Raw genomic sequence first — 19,711 nt, 5'->3', positions numbered from 1 at the left:
GCCTGAAATTGAGACCTTCATCGTGATACTTGATACGTGCTTCCTGATACTTATATCAAACAATCTCCGCCAGTTCCAGCCAGCGCTCGGTTTTGGTTTCTACCGCAGTGTTGATGTCTTTGATGCGTTGGGCCAGTTCTGCCAGGCGCTTATGATCGGCAGCGCCGGAATTCATTTCTTCCGCTAAAGTGTCCTTTTCGGCTTCCAGGTTTTCAATCTCCTTTTCCAGGCGCTCATATTCCTGCTTTTCCTTAAAAGAAGCTTTCCGTTTAGGCGTGGCATCTGCTACGGGGGCAGCGGCTGGAGCTGGGGTTGAGGCTGGGGCAGTGGTTTCTTTTACAATTGGTTTCACCTCGTCCAGCTTCATGTTCTCGTGCTCCTTGGCCCACTCGCGGTAGTCTGTGTAGTTGCCGGGGAAGTCGCGGAGCTGGCCGTTTTCCTCAAACACAAACAAGTGCTCCACCAGGCGGTCCATGAAATAACGGTCGTGAGACACGATGAGCAGGGAACCCCCGAAGTTCAAGAGGAAGTCCTCCAGGATGTTCAGCGTCTGGATGTCCAGGTCGTTGGTGGGCTCATCCAGGATGAGGAAGTTGGGGTTCTTGATGAGCACGCGCAGTAACTGCAGGCGCCGCTTCTCGCCGCCACTCAGTTTGCTCACAAACGTGTACTGCTGGGCCGGCGGAAACTGGAAGTGCTGCAGGAACTGGCTGGCGGTGATCACCTCGCCGTTGCCGGTTTCCACTACCTCGGCTACTTCCTTCACCACGTCAATTACGCGCTGGTTCTCGTTGAAAGTAAGCTCAGACTGGGTGTAGTAACCGAATACGGTGGTCTGGCCGGCAATGATCTCGCCGCTGTCTGGTGCCAGACGGCCAGTGAGCATGTTCAGGAAGGTGGTTTTGCCGGCGCCGTTCGGGCCCACAATGCCCACGCGGTCTTTCTTCCGGAAGATGTAGCTGAAATCATTCAGCACTACTTTGTCCCCGAAGCTTTTGCTCAGGTGGTCAATCTCCAGGATCTGGTTTCCCTGGCGGGTGCTTTTCACTGACAGTTCTAGGGAAGTGCGGGAGTCTTTCTGTGAGGTCTTGTCTTTGAGGTCATAGAATGCATCTACCCTTGACTTGGACTTGGTGCCCCGGGCGCGCGGCTGCTTGCGCATCCACTCCAGTTCCTTCTTCAGGAGTTGCTTGGCCTTACCCATCTCAGCGGCGTTGGCTTCTTCCTGCTCGGCCTTTTTCTCTACGTAATAGCTGTAGTTGCCTTTGTAAGTATATACTTGGCCACGGTCCAGCTCCGCAATCTCGTTGGCTACCTGGTCCAGGAAGTAACGGTCGTGGGTCACCATCAATAAGGTGGTCTGTTCTGTAGTCAGGAGGTTCTCAAACCACTCAATGGTTTCCAGATCCAGGTGGTTGGTAGGCTCATCCAGGATGAGCAGGTCTGGTTCCTCAATCAGGACCCGGGCCATAGCCACGCGCTTCTTCTGTCCGCCGGAAAGGTGCTCCACTTGTACGTCCAGGTTCTGGATGCCCAGTTTACCCAGGATCTGCTTGGTGCGCACCTCGTATTCCCAGGCATGCAGGGTTTCCATGCGCTCCATCACCTGCTGCATGCGTTTGTCAGAGGTATTAGGGTCTTCCAGGCAAGCCTCGTAGTCTCTGATGGCATCCAGTACCTCGGTCTGGCCCGAGAAAATGGCATCCTGCACGGTGGCGCCTGCCGGGAACTCAGGCTGTTGCCAGAGATAGCCCACTTTGATGCCCTTGCGCACGCTTACGCTACCGCCGTCTGGCGGAATGGTGCCCGCCAGAATCTGGAGAAGGGTGGTTTTGCCGGCCCCATTGGCGCCGATCAATGCAATGCGCTGCCCGCGGTTAAGGCCAAAAGTAAGGTTCTGGAAAAGCCAGCGGTCGCCGAAGCTTTTAGAGATAGAGTCTGCTGAAAGGTAATTCATGGCGCAAAGGTACGCAAACAGAAAAGCGTAAACCAGAGACAGTTCAGGGAAAAATGGAGGGCACAAAAAAGGCCGGGAAAATCCCGGCCCTTTCTGCTTTGTCTTTAACTCAATTAACTCAATCTAATCACTACCCTTAGTGGGTGTGGCCGTGGTGCATTCTAGCGTTGGTAACGGCCCCGTGGGCTGGCACTACACGAGTCATCATGGCTTGCAATAAAATCACGATACCTACAATCAGGTGTGGCAGGTATACATACTCGTCAAAATTGAAGATCCAGGGAGACGCGGCTAAGAAAATACCAATCAGGTAATCCATGTTCAAGTGCATGTTAGCAGACAAGGCTCTGAACACGCCTACTTCCCAGTTAGTCATGAGGTTCTGTAAAATAATCACGGCACCCACAATCACAGGCACCCAAGTCTCTGCTCCGCCACGGTCAAAATCAAGGACAAATGGAGCAGCAATTAATAGTAGACCCACCAGATAATCCATGATCCCGTGGGCACGGGTTGACATTACTTTCATTTTTATTCCTCCTTTTTTAGTTTCAACTTGTATGGTCTTTTACGCCCATTGATTTAGGGTTGTTGCAGTAAAATGCATTTTAGATTTGCATTTTATAAATATGAGTGTTTTTACGGATGGTCTGTTTTTACCCCATCCCGCGTAATTTCCTACAGATGATAAAAGCTGAAAACTGGGCGCGCCCCTTAGGTGTTTTTGATAGCGGAATAGGCGGCTTAACCGTTGCTAAAGCGATTAAAGCGCATTTACCCGAGGAACAACTGGTCTACTTTGGGGATACCGCCCACCTGCCTTACGGCGATAAATCAACGGCCGCCATACAGGCGTACTCTGTCAAAATCTGCGACCTGCTTATAAGGCAGAATTGTAAAATAATTCTCATTGCGTGCAATTCTGCATCAGCGGCGGCCTATGAACTGGTGCGGGAATACGTTGGCAGTAAGGCCCATGTCCTGAATGTGATTGACCCTGTGGTGCAGTATGTGGGAGAAAGGTTCGCGGGGAAAACCGTGGGCCTCATAGGCACCAAACAGACCGTGAACTCCAACGTCTATAAAAAGAAGATTGATGACCTCAACGCCGGGGTGCAACTAAAGTCTGTGGCCACGCCACTGCTGGCGCCCATGATTGAGGAAGGCTTCTTCAACAACACCATCTCAGAGAGCGTGATCCAGACGTATCTGTCAGACCCGGCGCTGGCGAACATTGAAGCTTTGATTCTGGGCTGTACGCACTATCCGCTTATTAAAGAACAGATCACTGATTTTTACCAGGGCCGGGTAGAGGTGCTGGATGCCTCAGAACTGGTGGCCAGGCACCTGGGCAAAGTGCTGGCAGAAACCGGTATCGCCTCTGAGCGGTTGCCTGGCGAGCCGCACTTCTATGTATCAGATTACACGGTTTCCTTTGAGGCCTCTACCCAGATCTTTTTTCAGCAGAAAGTACATTTGGAACATTATCCGCTGTGGGAGTAAGAAAACCGTTGAATCTGCGACTAATCCTTTGGTTTGCGTTTAAAGCTTACTTTTACAAAAACCAGCCCTAAACGGCTGCGTATCCTTAACCATGAAAAAGCGCTATTTCCTCATTGGTGATTTCTCACGCAACGTACTGTTGGTGAGTGCCGCCGCCTGCCTGGGGCTATCTTCCTGCTCAGATAACCGCTCGGCCCAGAACGAAGCCTCCACGGAGTGGAATGCCGGTGAGGCTGCCCCGCAGTACAGCCAGGGCGTGATCACCGAGATGACGGAGATCAGCCCGGACAACTGGCGCATCACCGACGAGCGTCCCGCCGGCCCCGGCCAGGTGATGGCTATTCTCAAGCATAACAACGGGCAGGTAGATACCTTAAAGGGTCTGGAACTGGAGCGCCAGATGCAGCAATACACCCAGGCCAATCCGGTGAACGGTTCTGGCTTCGGGTTGATGAACGTGTTGATGTGGAGCAGCATCGGGTACATGGCTGGCCGCATGATGAATCCTAACCCGGCGTATTACTCTAACCCGTCCACCATGCGCCGTAACGATGCCTGGCGCCAGCAAACCTACGCCGAACGGAGCAGGGGAGCCCAGGCTTTCAGGGGAACCACCGGTGCGTATAGCCGTCCGTCTACCTCCTCCGGTACGGTGCGGTCCACCCGCCCCAGCAGCAGCCGGTCCGGTACCTTCGGAAGAAGCTCAGGAGGCTTCGGCGGAAGATCGGGCTTCGGTGGTTAATCAGCTGGCGCTGGTCTTTTCTCTTTCTTGATTTTAGTTTCGTTTCAGGGCTGTTTTTCGCAAAACGGCCTTGAAGCGCCTTGTTATAATTAACTTTTTGTATCCTTTATCCACTTAAGATATTTCCTGCTATGCCAGATACCGTGCTCCCTGTAAAACTGATGCCGCACCACGGCGATGTGACTAGAATGGTCCGCCAGATGGGGTGGGAGTGGGTAGTGGAGGAAGAATGCCAGACCTATCTGTCCGGTGAGGCGGTGGTCCTGACCCAGGCCGCCGCCGATGAGCTTCTGGAGGCCGCCTCCTCGGTTTACCAGATGATGGTGGAAGCCGTTCCTGAAGAGGTGCCCGATGATTTCCTGCGCAAGATCGGGATTCCGGAGAAACTTTGGCGGGCCGTGCGGCACTCTTGGAACGATGAACGCCACTGGCACATCTACGGCCGCTTTGACTTCGCGCAGACCCCGGAGGGTGTGAAGCTGCTGGAGTTCAACGCCGATACCGCCACCGCCATCCCCGAGACGGCAGTCGTGCAATGGGCCAGCCTGGCCGCTGCCGGCAAAAACGAAAGCCAGCAGGCCAACGGGCTGTATGAAGGTCTGGTAGAGCAGTTCCGCACCTGGCAGGGCCTGAACCCCGAGTTAGAGCCCGCCCTGCTGTTTATTTACATGCCTGATAGCAAAGAAGACTACACCAACTGCGAGGTGCTGGCGCAATCCGCCCACGAGGCCGGTTTTGATACCCACATCTGCGCTGCCCATGAGATGCAAGTCTCCACGCTAGGCGCCGAGCGCGGCATCTGGGCCCAGGTGGGCGCCGAGCAATGGCGTAAGTTCCCGTTCCTGTTCAAACTGGTGCCCTGGGAATTGTTCCTGGAGCTGGAGCCAGGCCTCTGCTCAGATCTCATTGACCTGCAATATTCCCGCAGCGTGATGATCGCCAATCCGGCATACTCGCTCATTTTCCAAAGCAAAGGCATGCTGGCCTGGCTTTGGCAGCAGTTCCCGTATCATCCGCTGTTACTGAGAACCGAGTTTACGTCCTTCTCCGGCAAAGCCGTGGAGAAACCTTTCTTCGGCCGCGAGGGCCAGAACATCCAGGTCCACGAGAACACCGATGTTTCCTCTACCACGGGTGACTATGGCTACCAACCGCACGTTTACCAGGCCTGGGCCGAACTGCCCCAGGATACCCAGGGTTATCGTTACCAGGCCGGAGTTTTCTGGGCCGGTGAAGGCAGCGCCATCGGTTTCCGCCGCGAGCGCGGTATCATTACCAACCTCTCTCAGTTCGTGGCCCACGTGGTGGAGTAAATCAAGGGTTCTTAGGACAACTTATTTCAAAAAGGAAGCATGACCGTGAGGCATTTATCTGGACTGCTACTAGTACTGGTTTTAAGCGGGTGCGGGCATGCCGCTCAGGAGCCAAAAGAACAAACACCAGAACCACCTGTAGCATTGGTGAGTGCGGCTGCCCCGGCAAGACCAGATTCTGTGGCTGCAACTCCTGGAAAGAAAAAGGCTCTTCCCTCTCAGTGGGAGAAACAATTGGCCGGTTTGCAGTTAGACACCCTGTACCAATTGGCAGATTTTACCTCGCCCTCTTTCCTGGAAGGTGATTTTAACGGAGACAATCAGGGAGACATCGCCTTTCTGGTAAGTAATAAAAGAACCGCTGAAAAGGGGATTCTCATTCTTCATGGCCAGAAACCAAAGGAGTACTTTGTTTTTGGGGCTGGCCGGGAAGTGAACGAAATGACCGATCTTAATTGGATTGAGGTTTTCAAGAAAATACCCAAAGGCGAAAGCGTCGCCCAAACCCTGGTAGATGGAGAAACCGGTGACATCATTGGGCCGGACTCTTTACATGCGGTTACTTTAAAAGGCGAAGGAATTTTCACCCACCTCCTGGAGGAATGCGGAGGCGGCATTATCTATTGGAAGAAGAACAAATATGCCTGGCTGCACCAAGAATAAAGCTACTGACCGGAAAAGGATATGAACCAGCTCCCGCTCATTCTCCTGGCCAGCGCCCGCAAGGAAAGCGACACGAGATTGTTCCTGGAGAAAGTCTTTCAGGATACGCCGCACCAGTTAGTGGACCTGCTGGATTACACCGTGGGTTACTACCGCTATGAGCATGACTATCCGGCCGAGGACGAGTTCAATCACCTCATCAACCTGATGTTGCCGCACCAGGTGATTGTGCTGGCCACCCCGGTGTATTGGTACGCCATGAGCGCGCAGCTGAAGACCTTCTTTGACCGCCTCACTGATCTGGTCACCGTGCAGAAACCTTTAGGGCGCAAACTAAAAGGCAAGACCATTTTCCTGATGGCGGTAGGCGCTGATGATGCCCTCCCTGATGGTTTTGAGGTGCCGTTCAAACTCACCGCCAAGTACCTGGATATGAAGTACGGCGGCAGTCTCTATGCCTCTACCGAGGAGGTGGAAACGGACATCAACCACCTGGGGGACCAACGCGAGTTCCTGCGCGATATTGAGGAAGCCCAGAAGGAGACTAGCTGAATTTCTTCCCCTCCGTGATGCGTTCCACGGTTTTCTGGATGCGGGAGTCGCGGGTCTCAGTGCGTTTGGCTTCGTTTACCCAGCGCACGTATTCCTTGCGGTGCGTATAGGCCAATCCTTCAAATTTTTCAAGTTGCTGAGCCTCAGTTAAAGCCTGTTTCAGGTCCTCGGGGATTTCAACCACGCTGCGCTCTGTTGATTTGGCGGCGGTGCCGGCTTTCAGTTGAGTGGCGGCCCGCACATAATCAACCAGTTGGTCTTCGTTTACCTGTGTGTCAGCGGTAAACCTGATGGTGCGCATGGCCTTGGCATCCTCGCTGCTGGAGAACAACCCGTGCGGATCTGGCAGTAAAGCCCCCTGGAAGAACGAAAGGTTCACATGCTGTTTATGCGCGCTCACGGCACACACCATTCCCGGACCGGCTTTCTCGTACACCGGCGTATTCCATTTCCAGGTTGGAACCAAGGCCGGATCTGCGGTGGCAATGGCATTCCTTATTTTTTCAAAGATGGGTTGGGCAAACGCCGGAACCGTGGCGAAGAAGGTTTCTATTTTCTGCTCAATCTGTTCCGGGGTCATTTTAGAGGTAGCCATGTAGTAGCGGGTGAAGGATGTTTGTTTTTGAAAGTATTAACCTGATTTGTGTTAAGGTTGATTTCTGAAAAACAGGGCAAAAATGCCTTACCAGCGGGCTGCCTTGAAGCCGGCCACGGTAAACAGGTCGGCGGGTAAGGTTTTGGGGAATTTCATGTTGTAGTAGACCTCGTGCATGGTGGTTTTGCCGTTGAGCGAGAAGGTGAGGTCGGTGGCTACCCAGTTTCCTTTCACATTTTGATAGCCTTTCAGGTCCACCACGTTGCGGCGGTCGCCGGTTTGCCGCACGGTCTGTAGTACCCAGAGTTTTTCCTGGTCAATGATAAAATGGCTGGCTTTCTCGTCCAGGGAGCCAACGCCCACCACGTACACTTTGCGGCCCTGCCAGGTAGTGGAAAAAGCCTTGGAAAGATCTATACCGGCCTCCTGTAATTGCGCCGCGCTGCGTTCCACCGGCTGGTGGTACACATCAAAGCCCAGCACCAGCACCTCGTGCACGCGGCGGGCGCGGGTCTGCAGGGCATTGTCCTTGAATACGAACTGGCTGTCCTGCGCGTAGATGGCGCCGTTGCCTTTCTCAAAATCCTCGAACTTGATCACCAGTCTGCCCGGTAACGCCAGAGCCTCGTGCCAAACCTGAACCGTAGAATCCTGGGCACTTCTATAGATAATGGCTTTCTGGTCAAAGGTGAAATAGGGGTTGAACTTGCCCTGGTACTTGCTATGCATCTTGCTAAGAACCTCCTGGCCGGTGAGCGCCGGCGCGCTGGGCGCGAAGAGGCCGGCAAAAGAGAGAAGGAAAGGCAGAAGCAAGTGCAGCAGCATAGTTCGTGGGCTTTAGTGGAACCCGAAAATAGAAAGATTATTCGGTTTCCGGAAAAGCGGTTCAGGGCCGGTTTCCGGGAAAATGTATCAAAGGCGGCGTGGGCTTCGTTCGTAGACCATGGATAATTTAGAAACCCTGCTCCAGCAGCATTTCGCCAACCTGGAACCAGACCTGCGGGCAGAACTCCTGCAAGAAGCCACCGTGAAAGATCTGCCGGAAGGGGAGATGGTCATCAGGACGGGGCAGTACCTGAAATCATCGGTTTTGCTTTTGGAGGGGCTGCTCAAGGTTTCCCGCCAGGACCAGGAAGACCACGAGTTCCTGATGTATTTCCTGGAGCCGGGCCAGGCCTGCGCGCTTTCCATGCTGTGCGCCGCCAGGCAGGAGCAAAGCGAGATCTCAGCCCAGGCGGTCTCCGCGGCCAGGGTGCTGCTGGTGCCCATGCACGTGGCCGAGCGCTGGCTCACCAAGTACCCCAGCTGGCATACGTTTGTGATAGGCACTTACCGCGAGCGCTTTGAGGAACTGCTCCAAACCTTGGATGCCGTGGCTTTCAGAAGCCTGGACGAGCGGCTGCTGTTCTACCTGAGAAAAAACCAGCAGGTGAAAGGAAACCAGCTCAGGATCTCGCACCAGCAAATTGCCGGGGAACTGAACAGCTCCCGGGAGGTCATTTCGCGGCTGCTCAAGAAACTGGAGCAGCGGGGCGTGCTCACCCTGCACCGCAATTTCATAGAGCTGCACCAGGTAGGTTAGCCAGCTCCATTTCCCCTACATGAAAGAACCTGCTAATTCTTTAATCTTTCATATTCCGGCCGGCGTTTAGGGGATATTTTCCAAAAGTCGGACTTAAAACAGTTCTGTGACTTTTGTCACTGTGATGGCTCAAAGTATCTTCTACCTTTGCTCCCGAAAATATAGAGGCATGGAAATACTTGGGTACATTTCGGCGGTGTTGATTGGGCTCTCCCTGGGGCTAACAGGAAGCGGGGGTTCTATCTTAACGGTGCCTATTCTGGTGTACTTCATCGGGCTGAACCCTGTCATGGCCACTTCTTACTCCTTGTTTGTGGTGGGCGCTACCAGCAGCGTAGGCGGCATCAGGTTTTATCGGCAGGGGCTGGTGCACCTGAGATCACTGCTCACCTTTGGCTTACCCTCGCTTCTGACCATCTACCTGACGCGTCTGTTTTTGGTGCCCGCGCTGCCAGACCAACTGTTGCAGGTAGGTAACCACGTAGTGACCAAAGGCGTGTTTGTGATGGTGCTATTTGCGCTGCTCATGGTACTGGCTGCGTACCGCATGATCCGGCATAAAGAAAACATCTGCAAGGATTCAAATGGGGAAGAACGCGGTCAATACCCCAAGATTTTGACGCAGGCTGTGCTAGTGGGGCTGGTCTCGGGATTGGTGGGCGCAGGCGGCGGCTTCCTGATCATTCCGGCGCTGGTGCTGTTGTTGCGTCTGGATATGAAAACTGCCGTGGGCACCTCGCTGGTGCTCATCGCGGGGAACTCGCTCGTGGGCTTTCTGGGCGATACGTTCCACTACGCCATTGACTGGGTTTTCCTGCTCACGTTTTCGGCTTTGTCGGTGGTGGGCATCTACCTGGGCTCCGCCTTCGCGCATAAAGTCAACAGCCGGTCCCTGAAGAAAGGCTTCGGGTGGTTTGTGCTGGCCATGGGAGTATTAATATTGGGCAAAGAGATTTTCCTTTGATAGCCGTTGGTGACTAAAGTCACTGACCCGGGTCTGTTTTGGACCTAATTTTGTGAAAAGAAGTAAAAACAAGTTCATCTTGATATGAAAGTAGAACAGATTTATACAGGTTGCCTGGCGCAGGGAGCCTATTATATTGAAAGCAACGGCGAGGCCGCCATTATTGACCCGCTGCGCGAGATTAAACCTTACCTGCTCAAAGCCGAGAAGGACGGAGCCCGGATCAGGTACGTACTGGAAACCCATTTTCACGCCGATTTCGTCTCGGGGCACGTGGACCTGGCGCAGGCTGCCGGTGCCCAGATCGTGTACGGCGCCGCCGCCCAGCCTTCCTTTGCCGCCTACCTGGCCCAGGACGGCGAGGAACTGACCGTAGGCAAGGTCACTATCAAAGTACTGCACACGCCCGGCCATACGCTGGAGTCTGTTACTTACCTGCTCCGCGATGAAGCCGGAAAAGACTACGCCCTGTTCACCGGCGATACCCTGTTCATTGGCGATGTGGGCCGCCCGGACCTGGCCGCCAAATCTGATTTGAGCCAGGAGGAACTGGCCGGTATCCTGTTCCATTCCCTCCGCACTAAGATTATGCCTTTGGCGGATGACATTCTGGTGTACCCTGCGCACGGTGCCGGATCGGCGTGTGGCAAGAACATGAGCAAAGAGACCTTTGATACCCTGGGCAACCAGAAAAGAACAAACTACGCCCTGCGGCCGGATATGACCGAAGCGGAATTCATTAAAGAAGTCACCGATGGCCTGCTGGCGCCGCCCAGCTATTTCCCGTTGAACGTGCAGCTGAACAAGCAGGGCTACGCCAACATTGAGACCGTCCTTAACCAAGGCCTGCAGGCACTTTCTCCGGAAGCGTTTGAAGCCGTAGTGAACGAGACCGGCGCCCTGGTGCTGGATACCCGCAAAGCCGCTGATTTTTCTCTTGGGCACATCCCTAACGCCATCAACATCGGGTTGGACGGCAGTTTCGCGCCCTGGGTTGGCGAGCTCATCCCCGATATCCAGCAACCTATTGTGTTTCTCTCAGATGTCGGCCGTGAGGAAGAAGTGGTGACTCGCCTGGCCCGCGTAGGTTTTGACAACACGTTGGGTTACCTTCAGGGAGGGATGTCAGCCTGGCAAGCCTCCGGAAAAGAAACGGAGACTCTACAATCTATCTCCGCAAGAGAATTTGCCCAATGCCTGAAAGCCGGTGAAGCTGTGGTCATTGACGTGCGCAAACCCAGCGAGTACAGCGCCGAGCACGTGGAGGACGCCCGCAATATTCCGTTAAGCTCCCTAAACGAGCATTTGTCTCAAATCCCCAAAGAGGAAACCGTATACGTGCACTGCGCAGGAGGTTACCGCTCCATGGTAGCCGCTTCCATTCTCAAAGCCCGCGGCTTCCACAACCTGGTAGACGTAGCCGGCGGTTTCAAAGCCATCGCCGAGACAGACGTTCCCAAAACTGCCTTCGTGTGTCCTTCTACTTTGGGGTAAGGAAAGAAGCAGCCTATTAGGTAAGGTATCTGAATGTCCCCCTTAGAAGGCCCGGGATGACTACTGTTGTAGATCGCACGCATTCACGAAGTGTAGGGGCAATCCCTTGTGGTTGCCCTTGCATAAGGAGCGCAAATGCAATATTGTAAAAGCTAATGGTGCTTGACGCGGCCTTGTCGTTCCGGGCCTTCAAAGGGGACGGAATGCGTGTGTCTTGTCGGGGTGATCAGCAATTATCCAAACTACAAGCGTAAGGGCAACCATAAGGGATTGCCCCTACATTTACCTGCATGAGTAGTTATCGCCTATCCTGATTGTGACGCTTTGCTGGCGTTTTTACAAAATCGATCTAAAAACATAATTCAATGATAGAGTTTATTTCGCAGCCATGGCCCTGGTATGTGTCTGGGATGGTGATTGCCATGATCATGGTGCTGCTGCTGTTCTTCGGGAAGTCGTTTGGGTTCTCATCTAATTTCAGGGTGCTGTGTGCAGCGTGCGGGGCCGGCAGGCACGTGCCCTTTTTCCGGTTTAACTGGAAAGACCAAGTCTGGAACCTGCTGTTTCTGGTAGGCGCCGTGTTGGGCGGTTGGCTCTCGCAGGAGTTTCTCCAGAATGGGGAAGCCGTACAGGTCTCGCAAGCCACTATCCAGGACCTGAAAGGACTGGGCTTCTCGGCCCCAAAGGGACTGCAGCCGCAGGAATTGTTCAGTCTGAAAGTCCTCGGGAGCGTGAAAGGTTTCTTTATTCTGCTGGGCGGTGGACTGCTCATCGGGTTTGGGACACGCTATGCCGGAGGCTGTACCTCGGGGCACGCCATCAGCGGACTTTCCAATTTGCAGTGGCCTTCTTTGTTGGCGGTCATTGGGTTTTTCATTGGCGGTTTGGTGACCACGCACCTGCTGCTGCCACTACTGTTTTCCTAAGCCTCAGAAAAAATGAAAGGGTTGAAATTTATTATTACCGGCCTGCTGTTCGGGATTGTCATGAGCAAGTCTGAGGCTGTTTCCTGGTACCGCATCCAGGAGATGTTCCGGTTTCAGGCTTTCCACATGTTCGGCATCATGGGTACCGCGGTCACGCTGGGCGTATTGGCGGTGTTCCTGATCAAGCGGTTCCAACTCCGCGATGTGCAGGGGGAGCGGATCACGTTCCAGCCGAAGGAAAAAGGCATCATCCGTTACCTGGTGGGCGGCACTATCTTTGGGTTAGGCTGGGCCTTGGTGGGTTCCTGCCCGGGGCCGCTGTTCGTGAACCTGGGCCAGGGGTATTGGCCCATTCTGGTGGCCATTGCAGGCGGGGTGCTGGGGACGTATTTCTATGGCGTTCTCCGGGATCGGTTGCCGCACTAAACTAAACCCGCTCGTTTTTAGCCCGATTTATCTGAAACAGCCTAAAACGGATGATTTGACTTGCGTTAGAAAGGTTTATTTAGCTTCTCCTTTAGCAAGAAGATATCCTGCCCCTAGAGCCGCCAGCATCACCAGCGAGAACGGTCCCTCGTTCAGTTTGATTTCTCCTACCATCGGGATTTTCTCCGGGAACTCCGCGTCCATGCCTTTTGCACCCGGAAAGGTAAAGCTGCCGGCCTGCGCCAGGTAGAAGATAGCCGGCAGAAAGGCCCCTATTTTTAGATTGGTGGCTGCGTCTCCGTCCTTTTTATTCAGCAAATACAGGCTACTGGTGCCTAGCAAAGTCCCCGATAGAATGGTCATGGCATCGTGGAACTTGGCGTGTGGTGTCCACCAGGGGTTGAAAAGGTGGGTTTTGTTCCAGTCCATCAGGAAGCCGCCCACGGTGGTGAAGGCCGCCACGGATTGGAGGATGGTACGTCCGGCTACAGCAGTTTTCATCTTTGTCTGGTTTGGGTGGCAGGAACCCTGCTGTAGGAGATACGCAGGCTTGGCCTGGTAGTTCAAGGCAACGTCCCTAAGAGGTTTCGGGGCCTGTACCTCATACATTGGAGAATGCCGGGGCAAGCGCCTGGACTTTCCCGGCGCACGAAGCCAACAGTAGCTTGCACAACAAGCCTTCTTTCAATTTACCTAAAAGGGATTTTTGGAAGTGGCCACTTTCCTGAAGGTAAGTATCAAGGGATGTTAGTGGCAGCTTTCCGCCGGTAGCTTATCTTGAGAGTACAGGCTCCTTTGCTACTTCCTCTTTTTTGCTTCCCTTAGAGACCAGGCTGTAGAGCTGATTACCTATTTTAATGAATCTTAGCTCGACGACACGGTAGCAGACGTAACTCAGGGCAAAGAACATCAAAAACGATAGGGCGGTCCCGACGAAGAGATAAGACTTGCTGCCAGATGGGGAGAAAAGATGGATGAACGCCTTCAGGAAAGGTTGGTGAAAGAGGTATATGCTGTAGGAGCAAAGTCCTATAAGGTTCACTACCTTCCCTATTTTTTCCCAGAAAGGACGCACCTTAAAATTGGTATGTAGACACCAGTCAATTAAATAGACAAAGTAAAGAGAGTAAAAGATCTTGCTGAACGCGTCAAACACAACGGTCAACCTTAAGGGTAATAAAACCAATAGAGCAACTGCAAACCAGATCGGATGAGCGGTGTACAACCTTTCTCCCTGTGAATAGCGCTCAGCTAGGTAGGCTCCCAGCACCCATACGATCCACTGCGAAAACACTAACTTGTGGTACACATAAGATTTGTTCCACCCTAAAGCAGATCCAAGGGCCAGGAGGGTTATCGAGACGACCGCAACCGCCAGAACCGATTTGTTGAGGCCAAGTTTATGGCGCAGAACTAAATAGAGAGGATAGAGAAGGTAGAGTTGCATCTCCAGCGCCAATGACCAGAACGACGGGTTGATGGAATAGACACTTGACTCTATCAGGGTATGGAATAGCCCCAAGTGGCTGAAGAGGTCCAAGGGGCCTTTGTGACCGACTGTGATGGCGAAAAGAACCAGCGCCAGTAGATAGGCCGGGTAGATGCGCCAGACCCGCTTGTTGTAAAACCTGAAGTACTCTATCCTTTGACCAGCCTTAAGGTATCCCAGGTGAATGAGGAAGCCTGAAAGGATCAAAAACAACTGAACGCCAAGGAACCCCATCCCAACTGGAGTCAGGTTTAGAAGTATCTGGCCAAGGGTGTACTCATCACTGAGCAGGAAGGATCCATAATGCTTGATTTCAAACCCTTCGAAAATAACCAGTAGGGAGTGATACCCGAATACGAGCAGGATCGCAATCCCTCTCAAAAAGTCTAATTTATCTATGTTCCCCTTCATATTTGGACATGGTCTCTGTGGACATGGTCAATCCCCGGCACTCGGCTAAGGCACGGTTAGTTGCTGCCAGTCGGCCAGGAAAGCGTATTTAATTCCAGAACCGACTCAACTTCTCCCGGTCCAAGAGATATTGGAGTAGATTAAGGTAAAAAATACTTTATAAATTTATATTATTCTTTATAAAAATCTAGTTTTTAGCAGAAAAATAAATTTATTGGTACTCCTTATAGATCTTTAAGCTGTGGAGGGGGACTCTGTTATAATTTCCTAATAGCAAGGATATTTGAATTGCGTTGCAGAAAAGAGAGGGTAGAACCTCTTCTGCACTCGGGTTAAGGCTGATTTAGTCAGGTTCCTTAATGTAGAGTAGCTTCCGGAGCTTGATACCCATCCCATTACATCCTGGTTACTTCTTGGCTACCCAAGAGTATTTACTTTGGTCCATTCTATAATATTCCATAATCAGGATTCTTTTTGACAAGTTGCCTGAGATTTTAGATTCAACGGTTTATCTATCCTATAAAGCCGTTGAGAGTTAATTTTCGGCCCCTTAGGTGGTATTGTCACCGTACTCGATCATCGCAAATAGGTATTTGGTGCAGTTCCTAAGGCCGAATACTTCCACCTCTTGGCAGTTCCGCAATAGATAGCCAATTTGCTGGTTCACATCTTTTGCCTTTCCCAAAGGTAGCGGCAGTTGTGTAGGTGGTCGCATTCATGAGAGTCGCTTTCCAATAGGCAACCAACGTGCAAAGCGCTTTTAGGCCGCTTTCTGAAAAACAGCCGGGGAACAGTGGCAGAAAGAAAGTAAATTGCCATTCGTTTCCTTTCGGTACAAACCGTGAGGTACCCATAGAAACTGCTTCCCATGTTCCAAACTACCAAAGCCCCCTTGCCGGAGCGCATGCGCCCGCACAACTTGGATCAATACGCCGGTCAGAAACACTTAGTAGGTCCCAAGGGCGTGCTGCGGCGGTACATTGAGGCGGGCATGGTGCCTTCCATGATTTTCTGGGGACCGCCTGGCGTGGGCAAAACCACTCTGGCTGGCATTATAGCCGGGCAACTGAAGGTGCCGTTTGTGGCCATGAGCGCCATCAATGCGGGTGTGAAAGACATCAGGGATGTGATAGACCAGGCGCGAAAACGGCAGGGCACCGTGTTGTTCATTGACGAGATTCACCGGTTCAACAAATCCCAGCAGGACGCCTTGCTGGGCGCCGTGGAGAAAGGCACCGTGACCTTGATTGGGGCCACTACTGAGAACCCTTCGTTTGAGGTGATTCCCGCCTTGCTTTCCCGGTGCCAGGTGTACATTCTGAAATCATTGGAAAAAGCTGAACTGATTGACCTGGTGCAGAAAGCCCTAACCGAGGACGAGATTCTGAAGAAGCAGAACATTGAGGTGCAGGAGTATGAGGCGTTGCTCACCATTTCGGGCGGCGATGCCCGCAAGCTGCTCAACCTGCTGGAAATTGTGATTGACGGCAGTGGGGTGCAGGAAAAACTTGTCATTACCAATGACATGGTGAAGCAGATTGCCCAGCAGAATCTGGCTTTGTATGACAAAGGTGGCGAGGCGCACTACGACATTATCTCGGCGTTTATCAAATCCATGCGTGGCTCAGACCCCAATGCCACCATTTACTGGCTGGCGCGCATGATTGAAGGCGGCGAAGATCCTAAGTTTATTGCCCGGCGCATGCTCATTATGGCCAGCGAAGACATCGGGAACGCCAACCCCACGGCTATGATCATGGCCAACGAGTGTTTCCAAGCGGTGAACGTGATCGGCTACCCCGAGTGCGACATTATTCTGTCACAGTGCGCCATTTACCTGGCCACCTCGCCCAAAAGCAACGCCGCTTACAAAGCCATCCGGAGCGCGCGGGCCATGGTGCGGGAGCAGGGGAGTCCGCCGGTGCCGCTTCATTTGCGCAATGCCCCTACCAAACTCATGAAGGAAATAGGCTACGGAAACGAATACAAGTATGCCCACGACTACGAAGGTAACTTTGTGCCCCAGGATTTCCTGCCCGATGAGCTGAAAGGCACCATTTTTTTCAACCCCGGCAACAACGCCCGCGAGAACGAAATGCGCAAGAACCTGCGTAACCAGTGGGGCGAGTGGTATAGATATTAGTGGGGGCAATCCCTGGTGGTTGCCCTTGCTGCAAAACCGGTAAGGGCAACCACCAGGGATTGCCCCTACAATGGCGTATAAAACAGAAGCGGGCAACCCATCAGGATTGCCCGCTTCTGTTTTAAAGGTGTTTTTGAAAAACTAGGCCAAAAGATTCAGTAGAACTTCTTTGGTGACAGGTTTAGTCAGGAAACCCGCAATGGGGTACTGCGCTGAGCGTTCTTTGTCGGCGGGGTTGAGTGAGCTGCTGCACATGTACACCTTGCTTTGGCCCAGGTCAAGTTGACTTTTTTGGGTGATCTGCTCCAGAAACTCAAAGCCGTCCATGACGGGCATTCTAATGTCCACAAAGATCAGGGCCGGGAGCTTTTTCTCACCGCTGGCAGCGAGTTCCTCTAGTTTGTCTATGGCTTCGCGGCCGTTGCGGGCGGTGATGATCTCTTTTGCTAAGCCGGCTTTCTTCAGGTTTATCTTGGAGATAAAGATCCAGTTGTCGTCATCATCCACCACCATGACGGATTCAATTTGCTGCATTATTTCCGGGTTTACGTCCGTTGCTTTCTGTTCCTCCATCTTTTAGGGGGTAATGGTAGATTACTTTTTAAACAAAGATAGCAGGTTTTAGTCAGCTACTGGCAGGTACACTTTGAACTCGGTGCCTTGTCCTTCTTCGCTTTCCACCTCAATCTTGCCGTTGCTGTTCTCTACAATCCGCTTCACCATGAACAACCCTACGCCGGTGCCCTCTACGTGGTCATGGAAACGCCGGAACATGGTGAACAGCTGTTCCTGCTGCTGCTCGGTCAAGCCCAGGCCGTTGTCTTTTACTTGTAAGACCACGTGTTGCTCTTCTAACCGGGTCTGAATCTGGATGCTGCATTCCCGGTCTGGCGCCTGGTATTTGAGGGCATTGCTGAGCAGGTTATACAAGATGCTTCTAAAGTTCTTTTTAGAAAACCGAAGCTGCGACACCTGAAAATTGGTGTGAATGTGGCAGGGCTGGATGTTGTAGGAAGAATCCAGATCTGCCTTGATGTCTTCGTACACCTCCTGCACGTCAATGGATTCTTCCAGCAGGTTTTCAGGGTTGGTGTTCTGCAGTCTGCTGATGTTGGTAAGGTCCTGGATGGTGCGTTGCAGGCGGCTCACCGAGGTGATGATTCGGTTCATGATGTCCTCGGTTTCAGCATTCAAGCACGCGGATTCGGTGAGTTCTTCCTTCAGAAAGCTTATCAGGGCTTCAATAGTAGTGATAGGGGAGCGCAGGTCATGTGAGGCGGTGTAAATAAAGTTATCCAGGTCGGTATTGGTTCTGACCAGTTGGGTGTTTTTCTGGGCCAGGGCTTCTTCGGCTTGTTTCAGGTCAGTGATGTCAATGGAAGAACCAATGTAGCTGTAGATGTCACCATTGGGCAGATAGCTGGGAGCGCCCTGTGAAAGCAGCCACCGGTACACGCCGTCGTGCCGCCGCATGCGGTGTTCAATGGTGAAAATGCCCCTATTCTTGATAGCTTCACCCAGGTTTTGGATGGCTTTGTCTACGTCATCTGGGTGGACATAAGGTATCCAGTTGTCCCGCAGGGCGGTCTCATACGCAATGCCCAGGAAAGACAGGAAGTAGGAATTGACGTACGTGAGTTCGGCCTCAGGGCTAATGGTCCACACCATGTTAGGCGCAGCGTCTGCCATGATCCGGAACCGTTCTTCGCTTTCTTTTACCGCCGCTTCCATTTCTTTGCGGGCTGTAATATCTCTGGTGATGGCCAGTAAATGAGGCTCATCATCCAGCATCAGACCCACTACCCTGGTCTCTACTGGAAAAATGTGCCCGTCTTTTCTTCTGTGCAGGGTTTCAAACTGCGGAATGGTTTTATTCTGTGCTTCGGCAAAAAGCTGCCTGAACATCTCTTCCTGGTACAAAGGTTCTACCTCTTGCACCCGTAAACGGGGAGCTTCTTCTTCTGAGTAGCCCCAGGTTTCCAGCGCTTTTTTGTTCAGGTAGGCAAACGAACCGTCTTCTCGCATCAATGCAAAGGAATCCTGCGCTTGGTCGGCCATGAACTTGAACCGCTTTAGTTCTTCCTGGCTGGCTTCTACTTTCTGGCGGGCCAATACCTGCTCCGTTACGTCTAGTGCCACATGGATTACCCCGGTTACTTTCCCGCTTTCAATGAGGGGAGTGTAAGAGGCATTGATGAAATGCTTTTTCAGGTTTTCTCCGACCAATAAATCTACCGGCACCTCATTGCCTCTGAAAGATTCACCGGTTTGTACCACGTTTTTGACAATGGCCAGGATAGGTTGGTTTTGCACCTCGGGCAAGACTTCTATCAGCTTCTTGCCCAGTACCTCTTCCGTTTTCTGTTTGTACATGAGGCGCACCATAGGAGCATTGACACTTTCAATGACCACGTCGATGCCCCGGGTTAACGCGATGCCCACCGGTGCCTGTTCAACCATGTGCCGGAAACGCGATTCAGTTTCTTCTATTTTGTTTGCGGTGATTACCTGTTCGGTGACGTCTGAGGTGGAGTGTATAACATAGCGTACTTCCCCTTGTTCATTTAAAACAGGCTTGTTGCTGGCAGCCCAGTACCGCTCTTCAAATTGGCCATCTGCATTGGGTATGTCATAGCGTATAATAGGCAATTGGTCTGCCTGTTTTGAAGCCAGGACTTTATGGAAAGATTCTCTTAGCGCAGAAGGTCCGGTGGCCGTAAGTGCCTGGGGATTCTCAGGAAAAGCCTCAAAAACACTTCTGCCTACCAGTTTATGCCTGGCAGTGCCAGCTATTTTGAGAAAATCATCACTCACTTCCAGAATGGTGAAATGGGGTGGATTTGGCTGCGCCACCAGGAAGCTACCCGGCAGGGCTTCAAAAACTGCCTTAAAGTCTAGTGCATTTTCTGGCTGGGTATTTACATCATGATGGGGCATATATCTTTGTAAGC

At 52.5% G+C, this 19,711-nt stretch carries 19 protein-coding genes; 11 read left to right on the top strand and 8 right to left on the bottom strand.

The window, feature by feature from the left end; translation table 11 throughout:
- Positions 1-55: 55 nt before the first annotated feature.
- The gene (locus J3P35_RS15825; RefSeq protein ID WP_210465530.1) at positions 56-1,957 is read right to left on the bottom strand and encodes an ABC-F family ATP-binding cassette domain-containing protein; all 1,902 of its coding nucleotides are present in this window, start codon (positions 1,955-1,957) and stop codon (positions 56-58) included.
- 136 nt (positions 1,958-2,093) lie between these two features.
- A complete protein-coding gene (locus tag J3P35_RS15820) occupies positions 2,094-2,486 on the bottom strand; it encodes an SPW repeat domain-containing protein (protein WP_210465529.1) in 393 nt (130 codons plus the stop codon).
- Positions 2,487-2,641: 155 nt separating this feature from the next.
- On the opposite strand from J3P35_RS15820, the gene murI reads away from it, so the two are divergent.
- The 5 genes from murI (at position 2,642) to J3P35_RS15795 (ending at position 6,730) form a co-directional block, all read left to right on the top strand.
- Complete coding sequence (gene murI, locus J3P35_RS15815) at positions 2,642-3,460, top strand: glutamate racemase (protein ID WP_210465528.1); 819 nt, start codon at positions 2,642-2,644, stop codon at positions 3,458-3,460.
- Between the two features lie 91 nt (positions 3,461-3,551).
- Positions 3,552-4,202: a hypothetical protein gene (locus tag J3P35_RS15810; protein WP_210465527.1), complete on the top strand. Its 651-nt coding sequence runs from the start codon at positions 3,552-3,554 to the stop codon at positions 4,200-4,202.
- Between the two features lie 143 nt (positions 4,203-4,345).
- A complete protein-coding gene (locus J3P35_RS15805) occupies positions 4,346-5,515 on the top strand; it encodes a glutathionylspermidine synthase family protein (RefSeq protein ID WP_317195394.1) in 1,170 nt (389 codons plus the stop codon).
- A 180-nt stretch (positions 5,516-5,695) separates the two neighbouring features.
- Complete coding sequence (locus J3P35_RS15800) at positions 5,696-6,178, top strand: hypothetical protein (RefSeq protein WP_210465525.1); 483 nt, start codon at positions 5,696-5,698, stop codon at positions 6,176-6,178.
- Positions 6,179-6,199: 21 nt separating this feature from the next.
- Positions 6,200-6,730, top strand: coding sequence for a flavodoxin family protein (locus J3P35_RS15795; protein WP_210465524.1), 531 nt, complete (start codon positions 6,200-6,202; stop codon positions 6,728-6,730).
- On the opposite strand, the gene J3P35_RS15790 is transcribed toward J3P35_RS15795, so the two are convergent.
- Both J3P35_RS15790 and J3P35_RS15785 read right to left on the bottom strand, forming a co-directional pair.
- A complete protein-coding gene (locus J3P35_RS15790) occupies positions 6,723-7,325 on the bottom strand; it encodes a DUF1801 domain-containing protein (protein WP_210465523.1) in 603 nt (200 codons plus the stop codon). The genes J3P35_RS15795 and J3P35_RS15790 overlap by 8 nt on opposite strands.
- An 87-nt stretch (positions 7,326-7,412) precedes the next feature.
- On the bottom strand, positions 7,413-8,150 hold the full coding sequence (locus J3P35_RS15785; RefSeq protein ID WP_210465522.1) for a hypothetical protein: 738 nt from the start codon (positions 8,148-8,150) through the stop codon (positions 7,413-7,415).
- 118 nt (positions 8,151-8,268) lie between these two features.
- Here J3P35_RS15785 and J3P35_RS15780 point away from each other — a divergent pair, with 118 nt between their 5' ends.
- From J3P35_RS15780 to J3P35_RS15760, 5 genes are all read left to right on the top strand, one after another.
- A complete protein-coding gene (locus J3P35_RS15780; protein WP_210465521.1) occupies positions 8,269-8,907 on the top strand; it encodes a Crp/Fnr family transcriptional regulator in 639 nt (212 codons plus the stop codon).
- A gap of 169 nt (positions 8,908-9,076) precedes the next feature.
- Entirely contained in the window at positions 9,077-9,871 is a 795-nt protein-coding gene (locus J3P35_RS15775) for a sulfite exporter TauE/SafE family protein (protein WP_210465520.1), read from the top strand.
- Positions 9,872-9,955: 84 nt separating this feature from the next.
- Positions 9,956-11,365 carry an MBL fold metallo-hydrolase gene (locus tag J3P35_RS15770; RefSeq protein ID WP_210465519.1) on the top strand — a complete coding sequence of 470 codons (1,410 nt, stop codon included), beginning with the start codon at positions 9,956-9,958 and terminating at the stop codon, positions 11,363-11,365.
- 365 nt (positions 11,366-11,730) lie between these two features.
- On the top strand, positions 11,731-12,291 hold the full coding sequence (locus tag J3P35_RS15765) for a YeeE/YedE family protein (RefSeq protein ID WP_210465518.1): 561 nt from the start codon (positions 11,731-11,733) through the stop codon (positions 12,289-12,291).
- Positions 12,292-12,303: 12 nt separating this feature from the next.
- The gene (locus J3P35_RS15760) at positions 12,304-12,717 is read left to right on the top strand and encodes a DUF6691 family protein (protein WP_210465517.1); all 414 of its coding nucleotides are present in this window, start codon (positions 12,304-12,306) and stop codon (positions 12,715-12,717) included.
- Between the two features lie 75 nt (positions 12,718-12,792).
- On the opposite strand, the gene J3P35_RS15755 is transcribed toward J3P35_RS15760, so the two are convergent.
- Both J3P35_RS15755 and J3P35_RS15750 read right to left on the bottom strand, forming a co-directional pair.
- A complete protein-coding gene (locus J3P35_RS15755) occupies positions 12,793-13,218 on the bottom strand; it encodes a DUF6640 family protein (RefSeq protein WP_210465516.1) in 426 nt (141 codons plus the stop codon).
- 271 nt (positions 13,219-13,489) lie between these two features.
- Positions 13,490-14,617, bottom strand: a complete 1,128-nt coding sequence (locus tag J3P35_RS15750) for an acyltransferase family protein (RefSeq protein ID WP_210465515.1) — start codon at positions 14,615-14,617, stop codon at positions 13,490-13,492.
- An 868-nt stretch (positions 14,618-15,485) separates the two neighbouring features.
- Here J3P35_RS15750 and J3P35_RS15745 point away from each other — a divergent pair.
- Positions 15,486-16,760 (top strand): replication-associated recombination protein A, encoded by a 1,275-nt coding sequence (locus J3P35_RS15745; RefSeq protein WP_210465514.1) that lies wholly within the window; start codon positions 15,486-15,488, stop codon positions 16,758-16,760.
- 141 nt (positions 16,761-16,901) lie between these two features.
- Here J3P35_RS15745 and J3P35_RS15740 read toward each other — a convergent pair whose 3' ends face one another.
- Positions 16,902-17,294: a response regulator gene (locus J3P35_RS15740; RefSeq protein WP_210465513.1), complete on the bottom strand. Its 393-nt coding sequence runs from the start codon at positions 17,292-17,294 to the stop codon at positions 16,902-16,904.
- Positions 17,295-17,381: 87 nt separating this feature from the next.
- Positions 17,382-19,697, bottom strand: a complete 2,316-nt coding sequence (locus tag J3P35_RS15735; protein WP_210465512.1) for a PAS domain-containing sensor histidine kinase — start codon at positions 19,695-19,697, stop codon at positions 17,382-17,384.
- Positions 19,698-19,711: the final 14 nt, after the last annotated feature.

Source organism: Rufibacter roseolus (genome assembly GCF_017916365.1).
Taxonomy (GTDB): Bacteria; Bacteroidota; Bacteroidia; order Cytophagales; family Hymenobacteraceae; genus Nibribacter; species Nibribacter roseolus.
Note: the sequence above shows the minus strand (reverse complement) of the source record. Positions and strands in the feature narration are given on the sequence as shown.